Raw genomic sequence first — 17,673 nt, 5'->3', positions numbered from 1 at the left:
CCCTCAATTAAGGATCTTTCAGGTAAACCCGGAACTCGTGCTACTTGTGTACGCTATGTAAATACAACAAGCGCCGCCCGACCTTACTCTTATCAGACCGTCAAATTCGTGATAATCGTTACTCAACAAGCCCGTTTAACAGGGCAGTGCTGCACAGCAGCCCAACCCCTTAGGACTTAGGACGCTTAGTACCGTATTTAGAACGACCCTGACGACGATTCTGAACGCCGGAGGTGTCAAGGGCGCCACGTACGGTGTGATAACGCACACCTGGCAAATCCTTTACACGGCCGCCGCGAATCAAAACGACAGAGTGTTCTTGAAGGTTGTGACCTTCACCACCGATATAAGAAGACACTTCAAAGCCGTTGGTAAGGCGCACACGGCAAACCTTACGCAGGGCCGAGTTAGGCTTCTTCGGGGTGGTGGTGTAAACGCGCGTACATACGCCGCGTTTTTGCGGACAAGCCTGCAGCGCTGGCACGTCACTTTTGGTGACGGGGCGCTTGCGCGGCTTGCGCACTAGCTGATTAATCGTTGCCATGGTGTTTAGCTGACTCCAATGGTTGCCTTGCCTTTCAACAAGTACGGGCAGCGGATGCGGGCGCACCCACCCCACTGTTAAAGGCTGCGCATTCTAAAGGCTGACCCTAGGTCACGTCAAGCCTTGCCGGCGGTTTTACCGACAAGGCGACGCTTTTCAGGTCAGCTACTCGTTTTACGTACCACTTACTGTCGTGCCATGGGCCCGTTTACAGCTCATCGTCAGAATCGAGAGCGGTCAACTGAGCACCCAGCTCCTGCTCAACTTCGGTCGCCGAAGGATTGAACAGTTGCTCAACGTCTTCGCGCTTGCGACGACGTTCCGCGTGGTGAGTCAGACCGGTACCTGCCGGAATCAGACGACCCACTACGACGTTCTCTTTCAGGCCGCGCAGATAATCGCGCTTGCCGGTCACCGCCGCTTCGGTCAGTACGCGGGTTGTCTCCTGGAAGGAGGCCGCGGAAATGAACGACTCGGTGGCCAGGCTGGCCTTGGTGATACCCAGCAGCATACGCTGATACTTGGCCGGGAATTTCTTCTCTTTTTCCAGACGTTCGTTCTGTTCCAGCACGCGAACCAGTTCTGCCTGGTCGCCGGTGATGAAGTCAGAATCGCCCGAATCGGTTAGCTCTACCTTGCGCAGCATCTGGCGCACAATGACTTCGATGTGCTTATCGTTAATGCCTACGCCCTGTAGACGGTAAACGTCCTGCACTTCGGCAGTGATGTACTTGGCAAGTTCCTCAACACCCAGCAGACGCAGGATATCGTGGGGATTGCTCGGCCCATCGGAAATCACCTCGCCCTTCTCGACGGTCTCGCCTTCGAAGACGGCAATTTGACGCCATTTCGGAATCAGCGCCTCAAACGGGTCACCAGATTCCGGAGTAATCGTCAGACGGCGCTTACCTTTGGTCTCTTTACCGAAGCTGATCACACCGCTGATTTCCGCCAGGATAGACGACTCTTTCGGCTTACGTGCTTCGAACAAGTCAGCCACCCGCGGCAGACCACCGGTGATATCTTTGTTCGCCGACGCTTCTACCGGGATACGGGCAACCACTTCACCCACACCGATAGTGACACCATCGTCGACCGAAATAATCGAGTTACCCGGCAGCAAGTACTGTACCGGCGTGTTTGAACCAGAAACCGATACGTATTCACCCGCAGCGTCTTGCAGCATAACCATGGGGCGCTTATCACGGCCGGCCATAGGACGTGCGGCTGACTCGATAACCTCAATAGACGACAGGCCGGTCATCTCATCGACACTGCGGTGCATGGTGACACCTTCGTCGAGATCGATGAACTGCGCCTTACCTTCTACTTCGGCAACGATCGGGTGAGTGTGCGGATCCCACTTGGCAACCGTCGCGCCAGCGTCGACCACGTCGCCGTCACGTACAGACAGCTCAGCACCGTAGGGAAGCTTGTAGTACTCACGCTCACGGCCATGGTCATCAGCAACGGCCAGGGCGCTAGAACGGGATACCACTACCAGCTTACCGTCGGCACGCTCAACGTGCTTGATGTTGTGCAGACGAACTTTACCGCCGTGCTTCACCTGTACGCTATCTACCGCAGAGGAGCGCGATGCCGCGCCACCGATGTGGAAGGTACGCATGGTCAGCTGGGTACCCGGCTCACCGATGGACTGTGCGGCGATAACGCCGACCGCTTCACCGATGTTGACCTGGTGACCACGTGCCAAGTCACGGCCGTAACAGGAGGCACACACGCCGTGTGCGGTCTCACAGGTAATTGTGGAACGCACGATGATCTCGTCGACACCCATGGTGTCGAGCTCGGCACACCACTTCTCGTCGAGCAGGGTACCTTTAGCAATCAGCACGTCGCCGCTGCCAGGATGGACAACATCCTGGGCCACGACGCGACCTAGCACTCGCTGGGAAAGCGGTACGATAATGTCGCCGCCTTCGATAATCGGGTGCAGGGTCAAGCCGTTTTCGGTACCACAGTCAACCTCGGTGATCACCAAATCCTGCGCCACGTCGACCAGACGACGGGTCAGGTAACCGGAGTTGGCCGTTTTCAGTGCCGTATCCGCAAGACCTTTACGCGCGCCGTGGGTCGAGATGAAGTACTGCAGTACGTTCAGACCTTCACGGAAGTTGGCGACGATCGGTGTTTCGATGATCGAGCCATCCGGCTTAGCCATCAGGCCACGCATACCGGCAAGCTGACGAATCTGGGCAGCACTACCACGAGCACCGGAGTCAGCCATGATGAAGACGCTGTTGAACGAGTCCTGCTCAACTTCGTTTCCATCACGATCGATAACGGTCTCTTTGGAGATGCCCACCATCATCGCCTTGGCGACTTTATCGTTGGCCTTGGACCAGATATCGATAACCTTGTTGTACTTCTCACCCGCTGTTACCAGGCCAGAAGAGAACTGGTCTTCGATCTCTTTAACTTCCGCTTCCGCGGCGTCAACGATCTCGGTTTTGGCTTCGGGAATAACGAAGTCATTTACACCGATAGAGGCGCCTGACCAGGTCGCCAGACGGAAACCGGTATACATCAGCTGGTCAGCGAAGATGACGGTCGGCTTGAGGCCAGCACGACGATAAACTTCGTTGATCAGGCTGGAGATCGCCTTCTTCTTCATCGGCTGATCGATCAGCTTGAACGGCACCCCTTCCGGCAGAATGCGGAACAGCAGCGCACGGCCGACGGTGGTGTCGTAAATACGCCGGTGGAAGCTACGCTCGCCGGTCTCTTCTTCAATGTCGATCTCGTCTAAACGCACTTTAACCCGTGCGTGGAGCGATACTGACTGGGTACCGAAAGCGCGCTCGACCTCATTAAGGTCAGAGAACACCATGCCCTCGCCTTTGGCGTTGATCTTTTCGCGGGTCATGTAGTAAAGACCCAGTACAACGTCCTGGGACGGCACGATGATCGGCTCGCCGTTAGCGGGCGAAAGCACGTTGTTGGTGGCCATCATCAGCGCACGCGCTTCGAGCTGGGCTTCCAGGGTCAGCGGTACGTGTACCGCCATCTGGTCACCGTCAAAGTCGGCGTTGTAGGCGGCACATACCAGCGGGTGCAGCTGAATCGCTTTACCTTCGATCAGCAGCGGCTCAAACGCCTGGATACCCAGACGGTGAAGCGTGGGGGCGCGGTTAAGCAGTACCGGGTGCTCGCGGATAACATCGGCAAGGATGTCCCACACTTCCGGCAGCTCGCGCTCGACCATCTTCTTGGCGGCTTTGATCGTTGAGGCGTAGCCCAGCGACTGCAGCTTGGAGTAGATAAACGGCTTGAACAGCTCAAGCGCCATTTTCTTGGGCAGACCACACTGGTGCAGACGCAGCGTCGGACCTACGGTAATTACCGAACGGCCCGAGTAGTCGACGCGCTTACCCAGCAAGTTCTGACGGAAACGGCCCTGCTTACCTTTGATCATGTCAGCGAGCGATTTCAGCGGACGCTTGTTAGAGCCCGTGATCGCACGGCCACGACGGCCGTTATCCAGCAGTGCATCGACCGCTTCCTGGAGCATGCGCTTCTCATTGCGCACGATAATATCCGGCGCATTGAGATCGAGCAGACGCTTCAGGCGGTTGTTACGGTTGATCACACGACGGTAAAGGTCGTTGAGATCGGAGGTCGCGAAGCGGCCACCGTCCAGCGGTACCAGCGGACGCAGATCCGGTGGCAGCACGGGCAGCACTTCCATGACCATCCACGCCGGCGCGTTGCCGGAGTGGTAGAAGGCTTCAAGCAGCTTGAGGCGCTTGGAGAGCTTCTTGATCTTGGTTTCTGAGTTAGTCTGCGGAATTTCTTCACGCAGATGGTTAATCTCTTCTTCCAGATCGATGTCTTTGAGCAGCTCTTGAACGGCTTCGGCACCCATACGAGCGTCAAAGTCGTCGCCAAACTCTTCCAGCGCTTCAAAGTACTGCTCGTCGTTCATCAGCTGACCACGCTCAAGCGTGGTCATACCGGGGTCGATAACGACAAAGCTTTCGAAGTACAGCACGCGCTCGATATCACGCAGGGTCATATCAAGGAACATGCCGATACGCGACGGCAGTGACTTCAAAAACCAAATGTGGGCGACCGGCGAGGCGAGCTCAATGTGCCCCATGCGCTCACGGCGCACGGCGGCTTTGGTCACTTCGACGCCACACTTCTCGCAGATAATGCCGCGGTGCTTCATGCGCTTATACTTGCCGCACAGGCACTCGTAGTCTTTGACCGGACCAAAGATCTTGGCGCAGAACAGACCATCCCGCTCCGGCTTAAAGGTACGGTAGTTGATGGTCTCGGGCTTCTTCACCTCGCCAAACGACCAGGAGCGAATCATGTCCGGCGACGCCAGGGTAATCTTGATCGCGTCAAACTCTTCGGACTGAGACTGCGATTTGAGTACTTTCACCAAATCTTTCATGGGACGGCTCCTAGCTCTCTAACTCGATATCGATGCCCAGCGAGCGGATTTCCTTAACGAGTACGTTAAAGGATTCCGGCATGCCTGCCTGCATGGTGTGGTCGCCATCCACGATGTTTTTATACATCTTGGTGCGGCCTTCGACGTCGTCCGACTTGACGGTGAGCATCTCTTGTAGCGTGTAAGCGGCGCCGTATGCTTCCAACGCCCACACTTCCATCTCACCGAAGCGCTGACCACCGAATTGCGCCTTACCACCCAAGGGCTGCTGAGTAACCAGCGAGTAAGAACCGGTAGAACGCGCGTGCATCTTGTCGTCTACCAAGTGGTTAAGCTTCAACATATACATGTAGCCGACGGTGACCGGACGGTCAAAAGCGTCACCGGTACGGCCATCGAACAGGGCCATCTGACCCGATTCAGGAATGTCCGCCAGCTTCAGCAGGTGCTTGATTTCGTGCTCTTTAGCACCGTCAAACACCGGCGTTGCCATGGGCACACCGCCTTTTAGGTTCTTCGCCAGGGCGATAATTTCATCGTCGGTCAGGGAATCGAGATCTTCAATACGCGTACCCTGGGTATTGTAGATCTGCCCCAGGAAGTCACGAATTTCAGCGACCTGCTGACCGCGTGCATCGCGCAGCATGGCTTCGATCTTGACGCCCAAGCCACGCGCCGCCATGCCCAGGTGCGTCTCAAGGATCTGACCAACGTTCATCCGCGACGGTACGCCCAGCGGGTTTAGCACCACGTCAACCGACTCGCCCTTCTCGTCAAACGGCATGTCTTCGATGGGCATAATCGCCGAGATAACACCTTTGTTACCGTGACGACCGGCCATCTTGTCGCCTGGCTGGATGCGACGCTTCACGGCCATGTAGACCTTGACGATCTTCAGTACGCCCGGCGCGAGGTCATCGCCCTGGGTCAGCTTGCGCTTCTTATCTTCAAAGCGCTCATCCATCTCTTTACGACGAATTTCCAGCTGTTCGTCAGCCTGAGCCAGTAGCTCATTAAACGACTCATCCTGCAGACGCAGCTTGAACCACTGCTGACGCGGCAGTTCGTCGAGGTAATCCTCGTCCAGCACATCGCCTTTCTTGAGGTTCGGGCCACCGTTAACGGCCTGACCGTCAAGGGTACGCTTGAGACGCTCAAAGGTGGCATCTTCGGCGATACGGTAAGTCTCTTGGAGATCCTTACGTACCTCATCAAGCTGGGTGCGCTCGATCGACAGGGCGCGGGAGTCTTTCTCAACGCCGTCACGGGTAAACACCTGAACGTCGATGACCGTGCCTTTCATGCCTGTCGGGGCACGCAGCGAGGTATCTTTAACGTCAGACGCTTTCTCGCCGAAGATAGCACGTAGCAGCTTCTCTTCAGGCGTCAGCTGGGTTTCACCCTTCGGTGTCACTTTACCGACCAGAATATCGCCCGGGCCGACTTCGGCACCGATGTAGACAACGCCCGCCTCATCCAGCTTGGAGAGCGCAGACTCGCCCACGTTCGGAATATCAGAAGTGATTTCTTCTGAGCCCAACTTGGTGTCACGAGACACACAGGTCAGTTCCTGAATGTGAATGGTGGTGAAACGGTCTTCTTGAACAACCCGCTCGGAAAGCAGAATCGAGTCCTCGAAGTTGTAGCCGTTCCAGGGCATAAAGGCGATGCGCATGTTCTGGCCCAGCGCCAAGTCACCCATATCCACCGACGGGCCGTCGGCGAGAATATCGCCACGCGCCACGTTATCGCCAGGCCGCACGATGGGGCGCTGGTTCATACAAGTGTTCTGGTTCGAGCGGGTGTATTTGGTCAGGTTGTAGATATCAACCCCGGCTTCACCGCCGATGATCTCATCTTCGTTAACCCGTACCACCACACGACGCGCGTCAACGGAATCAATCACGCCACCACGATTCGCCACCGCACAGACACCGGAGTCACGGGCAACAAAGCGCTCCATGCCGGTACCTACCAGCGGCTTGTCGGCACGCAGGGTAGGAACCGCCTGACGCTGCATGTTCGAGCCCATCAAGGCGCGGTTGGCGTCATCGTGCTCCAGGAACGGAATCAATGCCGCTGCGACCGAGACGACCTGACGGGGTGATACATCCATCAGCGTCACTTGCTCGGGACGCATAAAGGTGGTCTCACCGCGGTGACGCACCTGAACCAGATCATCGCTTAGCTTGTTGGACTCATCTACCGCCGCTGACGCCTGGGCGATAACGAAATCGCCCTCTTCGATCGCCGAGAGATGGACGATGTCGTCGGTCAACTGACGATCAACCACTTTACGGTACGGCGTTTCAAGGAAACCGTAGCTGTTGGTGTGGCTGTAGGTCGCCAGCGAGTTGATCAGACCGATGTTCGGGCCTTCCGGCGTTTCGATCGGGCATAGGCGCCCATAGTGCGTGGCGTGTACGTCACGTACTTCGAAGCCAGCACGCTCACGGGTCAAACCACCGGGGCCGAGTGCTGACACACGACGCTTGTGGGTAACCTCTGAGAGCGGGTTGTTCTGATCCATAAACTGGGAAAGCTGGCTGGAACCGAAGAACTCTTTCACCGCCGCCGCGACCGGCTTGGCGTTGATCAAGTCTTGGGGCATCAGGCCTTCGCTTTCGGCCATGGAGAGACGCTCTTTCACCGCGCGCTCTACACGCACCAAGCCAACGCGGAACTGGTTTTCAGCCATCTCGCCAACGCAGCGAATACGGCGGTTACCCAGGTGATCGATATCGTCAACGTCACCGAAGCCGTTGCGAATATTGATCAGCTCGCGCAGCACATCCAGGATGTCTTTACGATCCAGTACGCCGGAGCCGGTGTCAGTATCACGACGCAGGCGACGGTTGAACTTCATGCGGCCAACGCCCGACAGGTCGTAGCGGTCCTCAGAGAAGAACAGGTTGTTAAACAGCGTCTCGGCAGACTCTTTAGTGGGCGGCTCGCCGGGGCGCATCATGCGGTAGATTTCCACCAAGGCTTCAAGCGCGGAGTTAGTCGCGTCCAGCTTCAAGGTGTCGGAAATGAATGAACCGCAGTCAAGATCGTTAGTGTAGAGCGTTTCCACCAGAGTGATGCCACCCTGAGCCATACGCTCGAGCACTTCGGGAGTGATTTCGGTATTACATGGGCAGATCAGCTCGCCGGTCTTGGAATCGATCTGATCTTTGGCCAGGGTTTTGCCGAACAGGTACTCCATCGGCACATCCAGACGCTCAAGGCCGGCTTTTTCAAGCTGACGAATGTGCTTCTGGGTAATCCGACGCCCCTCTTCAACGATCACATTACCTTCGCCATCTTTGATGTCGAAAGTGGCCGTTTCGCCGCGCAGGCGTGACGGCACCAGCTCCACAGAGAAACCGGATTTCTCAATGTGGAAGACGCTGGTTTCAAAGAACTCGGCGAGGATCTCTTCGGTGTTCATACCCAGCGCACGCATCAATACCGAGGCCGGCAGTTTGCGGCGACGGTCAATACGTACGAAGACGTTGTCTTTGGGGTCAAACTCGAAGTCTAACCAGGAGCCACGGTAAGGAATCACTCGGGCAGAGTAGAGCAGCTTGCCGGAAGAGTGGCTCTTACCTTTGTCGTGATCAAAGAACACACCGGGCGAGCGGTGGAGCTGGGATACGATAACCCGCTCAGTACCGTTGATAACAAAGGTACCGTTCTCCGTCATCAGGGGGATTTCCCCCATGTAGACTTCTTGCTCTTTAATATCTTTAATGGCTTTGTTCGAGGAGTCGCGATCATAAATGATCAAGCGAACCTTGACGCGCAGCGGGGCGGAGTAAGTCACACCGCGCAGCTGGCACTCCTTAACATCGAACGCCGGCGTACCAAAGCGGTAGCTGACATACTCAAGCGCTGCATTGCCGGAGAAGCTCTCAATCGGAAACACGGACTTGAATGCCGCGTGCAGACCGATCTCGTGACGCTCGTCGGGCGAACGATCTTGCTGGAGGAAGTCGTAATAGGAATCAAGCTGGATCGCCAGCAAGTAAGGCACATCCATTACTTGGGGCAGTTTGCCGAAATCCTTGCGGATGCGTTTTTTCTCAGTATATGAGTAAGCCATCTGTATTCCCCAGCTTGTTCACCATGGGTGACCGATGCGTGGTCATCTGCCCTACGGGCGTGTCAGACGCAGACAGCAAGCTCCTAAATCGGTAGCTCGCCGTCGAAAATCTAGTTCGATAACTCAGTCGTCGATAACACTGTCGTCGTTAACACTATCTTCAATAGCGCTTCAATAACGCTTTTACGCTTCTGTCGCTCTGCTATTTACCAACAGCAATGCTGCTATTAAACACCAGTTGCAACAGAAAAAGGCCGGCAGCGGGATATCCCGCCGCCAGCCGTGGAAGCTTACGCAGCGCGTAAAGCCGTCCGCACAAGGCTTACTTGAGCTCGACGGTTGCGCCCGCTTCTTCCAGCTTAGCTTTAGCTGCTTCAGCGTCGTCTTTCGACAGACCTTCTTTGATGGTCGCCGGAGCGCCGTCAACAGCACCTTTAGCTTCTTTCAAGCCAAGGCCGGTGATCTCACGAACTGCTTTGATCACGTTAACTTTCTTGTCGCCAGCAGCGGTCAGAACGACGTCAAATTCAGTCTGCTCTTCAGCTACTTCGCCGCCAGCAGCCGGGCCAGCCATTACGGCAGCCGCGGCAGAAACGCCGAACTTCTCTTCCATTGCTTCGATCAGCTCGACAACTTCCATCACGGTCATGTCGGCTACAGCATTGATGATATCGTCTTTAGACAGTGCCATTGTTTCATTCCTAACTTTGCGGGAGTCTCGGTCAGCCGATGACTCAGGATTCATTGCTCGGTTCAGGCAGCGTTCTGGTTCAACCATTCACGCCACCAGCAAAAAGAACTGCTTATGCAGCTTCTTGCTTCTGGTCGCGCAGCGCGGCCAGAGTACGAACCAGCTTGCCAGCGGAGGCTTCTTTCATTACCGACATCAACTTGGCAATTGCTTCGTCGTGAGTCGGTAGGGTTGCCAGACGGTCGATGTCAGCAGCCGGAATCAGCTCACCTTCGTAGGCCAACGCTTTTACTTCGAAGTCCTTGTTCGTTTTAGCAAACTCTTTGAACAAACGAGCGGCAGCGCCCGGATGGTCAGTAGAGAAGGCCAACAACGTAGGACCAACAAAGCTATCGTTCAGGCACTCCCACTGAGTGCCCTCGAGAGCGCGGCGAGCCAGCGTATTACGTACAACACGCAGCTCTACACCATTCTCACGCGCCTGCTTGCGCAGATCGGTCATTTTACCAACCGTAACGCCGCGAGAATCAGCAACTACGACGGAGAGTGCGCCCTTGGCCGCTTCACTGACCTCGGCAACAATCGCTTTCTTGCCTTCAAGTGCTAGTGGCACAGTGATCACTCCTTCGTGCCGGAACCCAGAAAGGTTCCGGTGGTTACCATCTCTCCCCGCTCTACTTGCAAAAGCGTTGCAAAGCGGAAAGCCTTGGGGATGGTGCTCACCAGAAAGCCGTTAAGCTAAACCAACTGGCGGCCACACCATCTGCGCAGGCGCTTATGGGGCAATTAAGCCGCCCTTGTCAGTACAAACAACGTACGAGCTAAGGACGGCACCTGCGGTCTTTGACGATGCCCCGGCCAGTGATAGTCACCAAACGGGGGACCGCAAAGTTCTTGCTCAGTTCTTACTACAAATCTACCGATCGTATGCTTTAAACAAAAGCAGAGTGATCGATGGTCAAACCCGGGCCCATGGTAGTGGACAGAGTCATTTTCTTAAAGTAAATACCTTTAGACGCGCTCGGCTTGAGGCGCTTCAGGTCAGCAACCAATGCTTCCAGGTTGCCGTTAAGTGCTGCTGCGTCAAAATCCACTTTACCCAGGGTAGTGTGGATAATACCGTTTTTGTCGGTACGGAAACGCACCTGACCCGCCTTGGCATTTTTAACCGCTGTCGCCACATCAGGCGTTACGGTGCCAACTTTGGGGTTAGGCATCAGGCCACGCGGACCTAGGATCTGACCTAACTGGCCAACAACGCGCATAGCGTCGGGCGAAGCGATAACGACGTCAAAATCCATCACGCCTTTTTTCACTTGCTCAGCCAAGTCGTCCATACCTACGATGTCGGCACCGGCTTCTTTAGCGGCATCGGCATTAGCACCTTGGGTGAAGACCGCAACGCGTACGTCTTTACCGGTACCGTTAGGCATGACGGTAGCGCCACGCACAACCTGGTCGGATTTACGTGGGTCAACGCCCAGGTTGATGGCGACATCAACGGACTCTTTGAATTTAACCGTAGACAGCTCAGCAAGCAGCGCTACTGCTTCTTCAATAGAGTAGGCTTTGGTAGCGTCTACTTTTTCGCGAATGATTTTCGCACGCTTAGACAGTTTAGCCATGATCAGAGACCCTCCACGTTTAGGCCCATGCTGCGAGCACTGCCAGCAATGGTGCGTACAGCGGCATCGAGATTCGCAGCCGTCAGGTCAGGCTCTTTGGTCTTGGCGATCTCTTCAAGCTGCTCACGGGTCACGGTGCCGACCTTCTTCTTGTTCGGCTCACCAGAGCCGGACTTGATACCGGCGGCTTTTTTCAGCAGCACGGCAGCAGGCGGCGTCTTGGTGACGAACGTGAAGCTACGATCAGAGTAGACAGTGATCACGACTGGCGTCGGCAGGCCCGGCTCAATTTCTTGAGTCGCGGCGTTGAACGCCTTACAGAATTCCATGATGTTCACGCCGTGCTGACCCAGCGCTGGGCCTACCGGCGGACTTGGATTGGCTTTACCTGCAGCAACCTGCAGTTTGATGTAAGCCTGTACTTTCTTGGCCATCTTTAACACTCCAGTTGGGTAATAGCGCCCGAAGGCTCCCCGGCACCAGTGAAACAGCTGAACCAGCCATTTCACACGAATTAAAACTTACCGCTTACTTACTATTCACTACTAACTATTTACTACTCACCCGCTACTCTTTCTCAACCTGAGAAAATTCTAACTCAACAGGCGTAGAGCGCCCAAAGATCAGCACGCTGACATGCAGACGACTCTTTTCATAATTGACTTCTTCGACGACACCGTTGAAATCGGCAAACGGCCCATCAACAACACGCACCGACTGACCCGGCTCAAACATCGTTTTGGGCCGCGGCTTATCGGTACCGTCTTTAACGCGCAGCAGAATTGCATCCGCTTCGCGTGATGTAATTGGCGCGGGCTTCTCTTTGGTGCCACCGATAAAGCCCATAACACGCGGCGTCTCATTGACGAGGTGCCATGTTTCGTCGGCCATCTCCATCTCGACCAGTACATAGCCAGGATAGAATTTACGCTCGCTCTTGCGTCGCTTGCCGTCGCGCATTTCAACGACTTCTTCGGTTGGCACCAGAATTTCGCCAAAGCGATCTTCCATACCATACATTTTCACGCGCTCAATCAGCGAGCGCATGACATGCTTTTCAAAGCCAGAATAAGCGTGGACGACGTACCAACGTTTGGACATGAAAGCTCCTAACCAATGACGCCGGACATCGCCCAGCCAAGAAGAGTGTCGATCAACCACAGCAATAGCCCGACCACCAGAACAGCCACCAGCACAATGGCGGTGGTCTGAATGGTTTCGGGACGGGTCGGCCATACAACGCGCTGAATCTCTTTCTTGGCGCTTCTGGCAAGCTCTACTAAATCACGACCTTTGGTAGTGGTTAGCACGATCAAACCGGCAATCACACACAACACTACTACACCAAGTACGCGGTAGAGCAGGCCAATATCGGCGAAATAGGTATTACCAACAACAGCAACGACAAGCAGCGCTACGACCGCCGCCCACTTGAGCCCGTCATGGCGCGTCTGTTGCACCTCGGCGCCATGTTTTACAGAACCAGGCTTCATAAAAACGAGACTCCTCAGGGTACGGCGAACGATAAAATAATTTCGGAAAAAAGACATACCAACCTGGGGAAGGTTGGCAGGCCAGGAGGGAATCGAACCCCCAACCTGCGGTTTTGGAGACCGCTGCTCTGCCAATTGAGCTACTGGCCTGTATCGTCGTACTGACTTTCTACATTTGCTTCTACTTCTGCCGACAAGCGTTTTTTTCAACCGCCTATACAACAGCGGGCGCCATGGTAGCGAAGAAACCCACCACTGACAACCCCTTCTTTACGCCTAGGCGTTACAAAACACCACCTAAACGCAGAGACAAAAAAAGCGAGCTTTGCTCGCTTATTTCGCAATATGGAGCTCATGGACGGAATTGAACCGTCGACCTCACCCTTACCAAGGGTGTGCTCTACCCCTGAGCTACATGAGCCAAACACATCAACTGGAGCGGGCGGCGGGAATCGAACCCGCACCATCAGCTTGGAAGGCTGAGGTTCTACCATTGAACTACGCCCGCAGAACCTGTCTTAGAATGACGATCCGCTGCACGAGGAACAGTAGCTAATGCCCGCTTACCGGCTTTTCATTCCCAAGCGATGAACAACTCAGCGCTTGATAAATCTGGTGGAGAGGGAAGGATTCGAACCTTCGAAGCTTTCGCGGCAGATTTACAGTCTGCTCCCTTTGGCCACTCGGGAACCTCTCCAACTGTGGCGGCACATTATGCCAGCCTTCAAAACAGTGTCAAGCGAGATATTTACTTAATTTATCGTAGCTTGCGATGCTTGCACATCTGCTGACTGCCTTGGAACGCGCTGCATTTTGTCAAAGCAGCATAGAGAATGCAAGCCCAGCGCGAATCTTTTCTAGCGCCACTGGCTCAGGCACCCGCGGCGCGCCCGACATTTTACCAGCCCGCTCCGCGAGGGTCATCGGAAAGCACGCCTCTAAGCCGCCGTAGACCATATCGGGCCACACCGCGTGGGGCACCTGCACCCCTCTTGAGACAACCCGCGCATCGCCCCCCGTCAACAGCATCGGCAACGCCACACCCTCTTGGTCGCACACTTCACTATAAATACGGTTGATGGCACTGACGGCCGCCATATAAATACCGTGGTTCACGGCATCGACTGTGCGCCGCCCCGGCTCTAGCAACTCATCGGCCTCACTCTCCGGGTCGATAGCGACATTGCGAGTACCTAGCTTCAGGCTCTCTTTCATCAGGCGCAGACCGGGGATAATAAAGCCGCCAAGATGACTTCCGCCCGGCAAAACAAAGTCAATGGTAATCGCGCTACCGCAATCCACCGCACAACAGCCACCTGCTAGCTGATACCCCGCCAGCGCCCCCATCCAACGATCAACGCCCAAGCGCCCCGGCTCTTCGTAACCGTTAACCACGCCTAGCGCCTCATGGGTGGAGCGCGCCACGTGCACATGGCGCACCCGGCGGCGCAGCAAGGCGACCGTCTCCTCCAGCACGGCCGCCCTGGCGACACTGGATATACGCACCGCCTCGACGACATCAAGATCGGGGATATCGGCCCCTGGGCGCCACTCTTCCCGGGTCCACACCGCTCCACGGGAACGTATCTCGCTACTCTCGGCATCCTTTAGCCGCCACTTAGACAGCGTGTTGCCGATATCAAGATCCAGAATCATAAACGCCTGCGTACGCTAATCTCACCGCCAGCTAGGCGTCGCGAGTGACCATTTTCGGTAACCCATAGGTTACCACTCTCATCCACTTCCCCCGCGACGGCCTCGCTGGTCTGCTGCCCCTGAATTACCCGAATGGGCAGCCCTGCATAGGCGTGGCGTTCATTCCAGGCATCACGCCAGGCACTAAAACCCTCCTGTTCAAAGTTAGCCAGCATGGCCAATAGGCCTGCCACCTCCTCTGAGGCCAACTGGTTGCGTGAGATATTCGGCAGCCGCTCGAAAAGCGCGGCCACGGGCTGATCGATGGCGGCTCGCTGCGCCTCGGGCAGCCATAAATTCATACCAATGCCGATAACCACCTCACAGGGGCCTGCCGCATCGCCGGTCACTTCAATAAGAATGCCGGCCAGCTTGCCTAGCTCATCGTCAGGCTCATCCCCCTGCTCGGAGAGCAGGATATCGTTTGGCCACTTGAGCTTCGGCGCCACGCCGTGCTGCTCAAGCACCTGGGCAACGACAACGCCCACCGCCAAACTCAAGCCTTCCAACACGGCAATACCCGACTCGAAGCGCCAGCCCACCGAGAGCATTAGGCTCTGCCCCCAGGGCGTCGACCAGACACGCCCGCGCCGCCCACGCCCCGCCGTCTGCAGCTCAACCAGACAGACCTCTCCATGTCCGGCGCCCTGTTCAAAGCGTTGACGCAGATATTCGTTGCTGGAGGGTAACTGATCTTCAACAAACAGACGCGCCAGATGGTGGCGCGCCTGAGCGGGCAGCTGCTCAACGATTTTGGCGCCCTCCAAGGGCTCCAGCCGCTGCGACAGCTGGTAGCCACGGCCTTTCACCGCGACGACTTCTACCCCGAGCGCTTCGAGTTTTTTTAACTGCTTCCACACCGCCGCACGAGAAATTCCCAGCGTTTCACCCAGCTGCTCGCCAGAGTGAACCTCGCCATCGCTTAACAAACGCATCAGGTTGCCGATGGTCATGCTCCTGCCCCAGTGGGAAAAGCGCTATTCTAGCGGATGAAGGTTCGCGGCGAAAACTTTCCGGGGGGCGACCAAGGTCGATAAGCGCTCCAGTAATATCAGCGAAGCCTTCGACATGGTAGAATAGTTATTGGACGCAAGCCCTGAGCCAAGATGGTCGGCAAATTGCCAGCCCTTGCGACCCGCATTTTCCGACCCGTGGACAAACGGGTGTTCACAAGAGTTCTCTCTCAGCATGCAAAACCAGCAAAACTCCAGCGCGGTTAATAACCTGCGCAACGTCGCGATCATAGCCCACGTTGACCATGGTAAAACCACACTGGTCGACAAACTCCTGAGCCAGTCCGGCACCCTTGACCGTAAAGCAGAAGGTCAAGAGCGCATCATGGACTCAAACGACCAGGAGAAAGAGCGTGGCATTACCATTTTGGCCAAGAACACGGCCATTCAGTGGCAAGACAGCCACGGTAACGGCTACCACATCAACATCGTGGATACGCCTGGGCACGCCGATTTCGGCGGCGAGGTTGAGCGCGTCATGTCAATGGTCGATTCGGTGCTACTGCTAGTAGACGCCGTTGATGGCCCGATGCCGCAAACTCGCTTCGTGACCCAGAAAGCCTTCGCCCAGGGCCTCAAGCCGATTGTGGTAGTCAACAAAATTGACCGCCCCGGCGCACGCCCTGACTGGGTTATCGACCAGATTTTTGATCTGTTCGATAACCTGGGCGCGTCTGATGAACAGCTCGATTTCCCGATCATCTACTGCTCTGCCCTAAACGGCATTGCTGGTATGGATCCTGAAGAGTTGGCTGACAACATGGACCCCATGTTCCAGGCCATCGTCGATATCGTTGATCCACCTCAGGTGGAGCTCAATGGCCCGTTCCAGATGCAGATCTCCGCGCTGGATTACAACAGCTATGTGGGCGTTATCGGCCTGGGTCGCATCAAGCGTGGCGCGGTGAAACCGAACCAGCAGGTGTCGATCATCGGCGTTGACGGCAATGTGCGTAAAGGCAAAATCGGTCAGGTCATGACCCATATGGGCCTGGAGCGCGTGCAGACCAACGAAGCCACCGCGGGCGATATCGTCTGTGTTACCGGCATCGACGATCTGTCGATCTCGGATACGCTATGCGATCCGGCCAAGGTCGAAGCACTGCCGCCGCTGTCTGTCGACGAACCGACCGTTTCAATGACCTTCCAGGTCAACGATTCACCGTTCGCCGGTAAAGATGGCAAGTTTGTGACCAGCCGTAATATCAAGGATCGCCTTGATCAAGAGCTGATTCACAACGTGGCACTGCGCGTTGAACAGGGCGAAACCCCTGAGAAGTTCAAGGTTTCCGGCCGTGGCGAACTGCACCTCTCGGTGCTGATCGAAACCATGCGTCGTGAAGGCTTTGAGCTAGCCGTAGGCCGCCCCGAAGTGATCATCAAAGAGATCGACGGTGAGAAGCAGGAGCCCTACGAAGAGGTCATCATCGACTGTGAAGAGCAGCACCAGGGCTCTATCATGGAAGAGCTGGGCTACCGTAAAGGTGAGATGACCAACATGCTGCCGGATGGCAAAGGACGGGTTCGCCTGGACTTCATCATTCCTGCCCGCGGCTTGATCGGTTTCCGTGGCCAGTTTTTGACCCTGACTTCCGGCACCGGCATCCTGACCAGCCGCTTTGATCACTACGGCCCGCTGAAGCCTGATGCCTCTATCGAGCGTCGTAACGGCGTATTGGTCTCGATGGTTGACGGTAAAGCCCTTGCCTATGCGCTGTATGCGCTGCAAGAGCGCGGTAAGCTGATTATCGATCACGCCACGGAAGTCTACGAAGGCATGCTGATCGGCATCAACAACCGCGCTAATGACATGGTGGTTAACCCCACCAAAGGCAAGAAGCTCGACAACATGCGCTCCACCGGTAACGATGAAAACATCGTATTAACCCCACCGGTTAAGTTCTCCCTGGAGCAGGCCATCGAGTTCCTCGACTCCGACGAGCTCGTCGAAGTCACGCCGGTGCACATCCGCCTGCGTAAAAAGCTGTTGAAAGAGACCGAGCGTAAGCGTTACAGCAAGAAGTAATCCGCTCCAAGCAGTAAGTACCCAAAAACCCGCGAAAGCGGGTTTTTTTATGTCCTCGCCCTTCTGCGCTAACATC

The 17,673-nt window shown here is 55.8% G+C and carries 12 protein-coding genes and 4 tRNA genes; 1 reads left to right on the top strand and 15 read right to left on the bottom strand.

The window, feature by feature from the left end:
• Nucleotides 1-169: 169 nt before the first annotated feature.
• From rpsL to U738_RS16960, 15 genes are all read right to left on the bottom strand, one after another.
• Complete coding sequence (gene rpsL, locus U738_RS17030; RefSeq protein ID WP_008959173.1) at nucleotides 170-544, bottom strand: 30S ribosomal protein S12; 375 nt, start codon at nucleotides 542-544, stop codon at nucleotides 170-172.
• 208 nt (nucleotides 545-752) lie between these two features.
• The gene (gene rpoC / locus U738_RS17025) at nucleotides 753-4,967 is read right to left on the bottom strand and encodes a DNA-directed RNA polymerase subunit beta' (RefSeq protein WP_035582680.1); all 4,215 of its coding nucleotides are present in this window, start codon (nucleotides 4,965-4,967) and stop codon (nucleotides 753-755) included.
• A gap of 10 nt (nucleotides 4,968-4,977) precedes the next feature.
• Nucleotides 4,978-9,054 (bottom strand): DNA-directed RNA polymerase subunit beta, encoded by a 4,077-nt coding sequence (gene rpoB / locus U738_RS17020; protein ID WP_035582678.1) that lies wholly within the window; start codon nucleotides 9,052-9,054, stop codon nucleotides 4,978-4,980.
• 322 nt (nucleotides 9,055-9,376) lie between these two features.
• The gene (gene rplL / locus U738_RS17015) at nucleotides 9,377-9,745 is read right to left on the bottom strand and encodes a 50S ribosomal protein L7/L12 (RefSeq protein WP_022520870.1); all 369 of its coding nucleotides are present in this window, start codon (nucleotides 9,743-9,745) and stop codon (nucleotides 9,377-9,379) included.
• Between the two features lie 112 nt (nucleotides 9,746-9,857).
• Entirely contained in the window at nucleotides 9,858-10,358 is a 501-nt protein-coding gene (gene rplJ / locus U738_RS17010) for a 50S ribosomal protein L10 (RefSeq protein WP_035582676.1), read from the bottom strand.
• Between the two features lie 319 nt (nucleotides 10,359-10,677).
• Nucleotides 10,678-11,370: a 50S ribosomal protein L1 gene (gene rplA, locus U738_RS17005; RefSeq protein WP_035582674.1), complete on the bottom strand. Its 693-nt coding sequence runs from the start codon at nucleotides 11,368-11,370 to the stop codon at nucleotides 10,678-10,680.
• 2 nt (nucleotides 11,371-11,372) lie between these two features.
• Complete coding sequence (rplK, locus tag U738_RS17000; protein ID WP_007112017.1) at nucleotides 11,373-11,804, bottom strand: 50S ribosomal protein L11; 432 nt, start codon at nucleotides 11,802-11,804, stop codon at nucleotides 11,373-11,375.
• Between the two features lie 133 nt (nucleotides 11,805-11,937).
• Nucleotides 11,938-12,471, bottom strand: a complete 534-nt coding sequence (nusG, locus tag U738_RS16995; RefSeq protein WP_008959178.1) for a transcription termination/antitermination protein NusG — start codon at nucleotides 12,469-12,471, stop codon at nucleotides 11,938-11,940.
• 8 nt (nucleotides 12,472-12,479) lie between these two features.
• The gene (gene secE, locus U738_RS16990; protein WP_035582672.1) at nucleotides 12,480-12,863 is read right to left on the bottom strand and encodes a preprotein translocase subunit SecE; all 384 of its coding nucleotides are present in this window, start codon (nucleotides 12,861-12,863) and stop codon (nucleotides 12,480-12,482) included.
• 74 nt (nucleotides 12,864-12,937) lie between these two features.
• Nucleotides 12,938-13,013: transfer RNA gene (locus U738_RS16985), tRNA-Trp, on the bottom strand.
• 196 nt (nucleotides 13,014-13,209) lie between these two features.
• Nucleotides 13,210-13,284: transfer RNA gene (locus tag U738_RS16980), tRNA-Thr, on the bottom strand.
• A gap of 13 nt (nucleotides 13,285-13,297) precedes the next feature.
• Nucleotides 13,298-13,371 (bottom strand) — tRNA-Gly (locus U738_RS16975).
• 105 nt (nucleotides 13,372-13,476) lie between these two features.
• A tRNA-Tyr gene (locus U738_RS16970) sits at nucleotides 13,477-13,560 on the bottom strand.
• 119 nt (nucleotides 13,561-13,679) lie between these two features.
• On the bottom strand, nucleotides 13,680-14,519 hold the full coding sequence (locus tag U738_RS16965) for a type III pantothenate kinase (protein ID WP_035582671.1): 840 nt from the start codon (nucleotides 14,517-14,519) through the stop codon (nucleotides 13,680-13,682).
• Nucleotides 14,516-15,511: a biotin--[acetyl-CoA-carboxylase] ligase gene (locus U738_RS16960; RefSeq protein WP_035582670.1), complete on the bottom strand. Its 996-nt coding sequence runs from the start codon at nucleotides 15,509-15,511 to the stop codon at nucleotides 14,516-14,518. The genes U738_RS16965 and U738_RS16960 overlap by 4 nt, the downstream gene beginning before the upstream one ends.
• 235 nt (nucleotides 15,512-15,746) lie before the next feature.
• Here U738_RS16960 and typA point away from each other — a divergent pair, with 235 nt between their 5' ends.
• A complete protein-coding gene (typA, locus tag U738_RS16955) occupies nucleotides 15,747-17,597 on the top strand; it encodes a translational GTPase TypA (protein ID WP_035564011.1) in 1,851 nt (616 codons plus the stop codon).
• The last annotated feature ends 76 nt before the right edge of the window (nucleotides 17,598-17,673 follow it).

Source organism: Halomonas sp. TG39a (genome assembly GCF_000744395.1).
Taxonomy (GTDB): Bacteria; Pseudomonadota; Gammaproteobacteria; order Pseudomonadales; family Halomonadaceae; genus Vreelandella; species Vreelandella ventosae_B.
The sequence above is the reverse complement of the archived record's forward strand: the minus strand, read 5'-3'. Positions and strand labels throughout refer to the sequence as shown.

Excerpts from the sequence above, each read along its gene's own strand:
- rpsL (WP_008959173.1), bottom strand. The coding sequence starts at position 544 with ATGGCAACGATTAATCAGCTAGTGCGCAAGCCGCGCAAGCGCCCCGTC.
- rpoC (WP_035582680.1), bottom strand. The coding sequence starts at position 4,967 with ATGAAAGATTTGGTGAAAGTACTCAAATCGCAGTCTCAGTCCGAAGAG.
- rpoB (WP_035582678.1), bottom strand. The coding sequence starts at position 9,054 with ATGGCTTACTCATATACTGAGAAAAAACGCATCCGCAAGGATTTCGGC.
- rplL (WP_022520870.1), bottom strand. The coding sequence starts at position 9,745 with ATGGCACTGTCTAAAGACGATATCATCAATGCTGTAGCCGACATGACC.
- rplA (WP_035582674.1), bottom strand. The coding sequence starts at position 11,370 with ATGGCTAAACTGTCTAAGCGTGCGAAAATCATTCGCGAAAAAGTAGAC.
- rplK (WP_007112017.1), bottom strand. The coding sequence starts at position 11,804 with ATGGCCAAGAAAGTACAGGCTTACATCAAACTGCAGGTTGCTGCAGGT.
- nusG (WP_008959178.1), bottom strand. The coding sequence starts at position 12,471 with ATGTCCAAACGTTGGTACGTCGTCCACGCTTATTCTGGCTTTGAAAAG.
- secE (WP_035582672.1), bottom strand. The coding sequence starts at position 12,863 with ATGAAGCCTGGTTCTGTAAAACATGGCGCCGAGGTGCAACAGACGCGC.
- U738_RS16965 (WP_035582671.1), bottom strand. The coding sequence starts at position 14,519 with ATGATTCTGGATCTTGATATCGGCAACACGCTGTCTAAGTGGCGGCTA.
- U738_RS16960 (WP_035582670.1), bottom strand. The coding sequence starts at position 15,511 with ATGACCATCGGCAACCTGATGCGTTTGTTAAGCGATGGCGAGGTTCAC.
- typA (WP_035564011.1), top strand. The coding sequence starts at position 15,747 with ATGCAAAACCAGCAAAACTCCAGCGCGGTTAATAACCTGCGCAACGTC.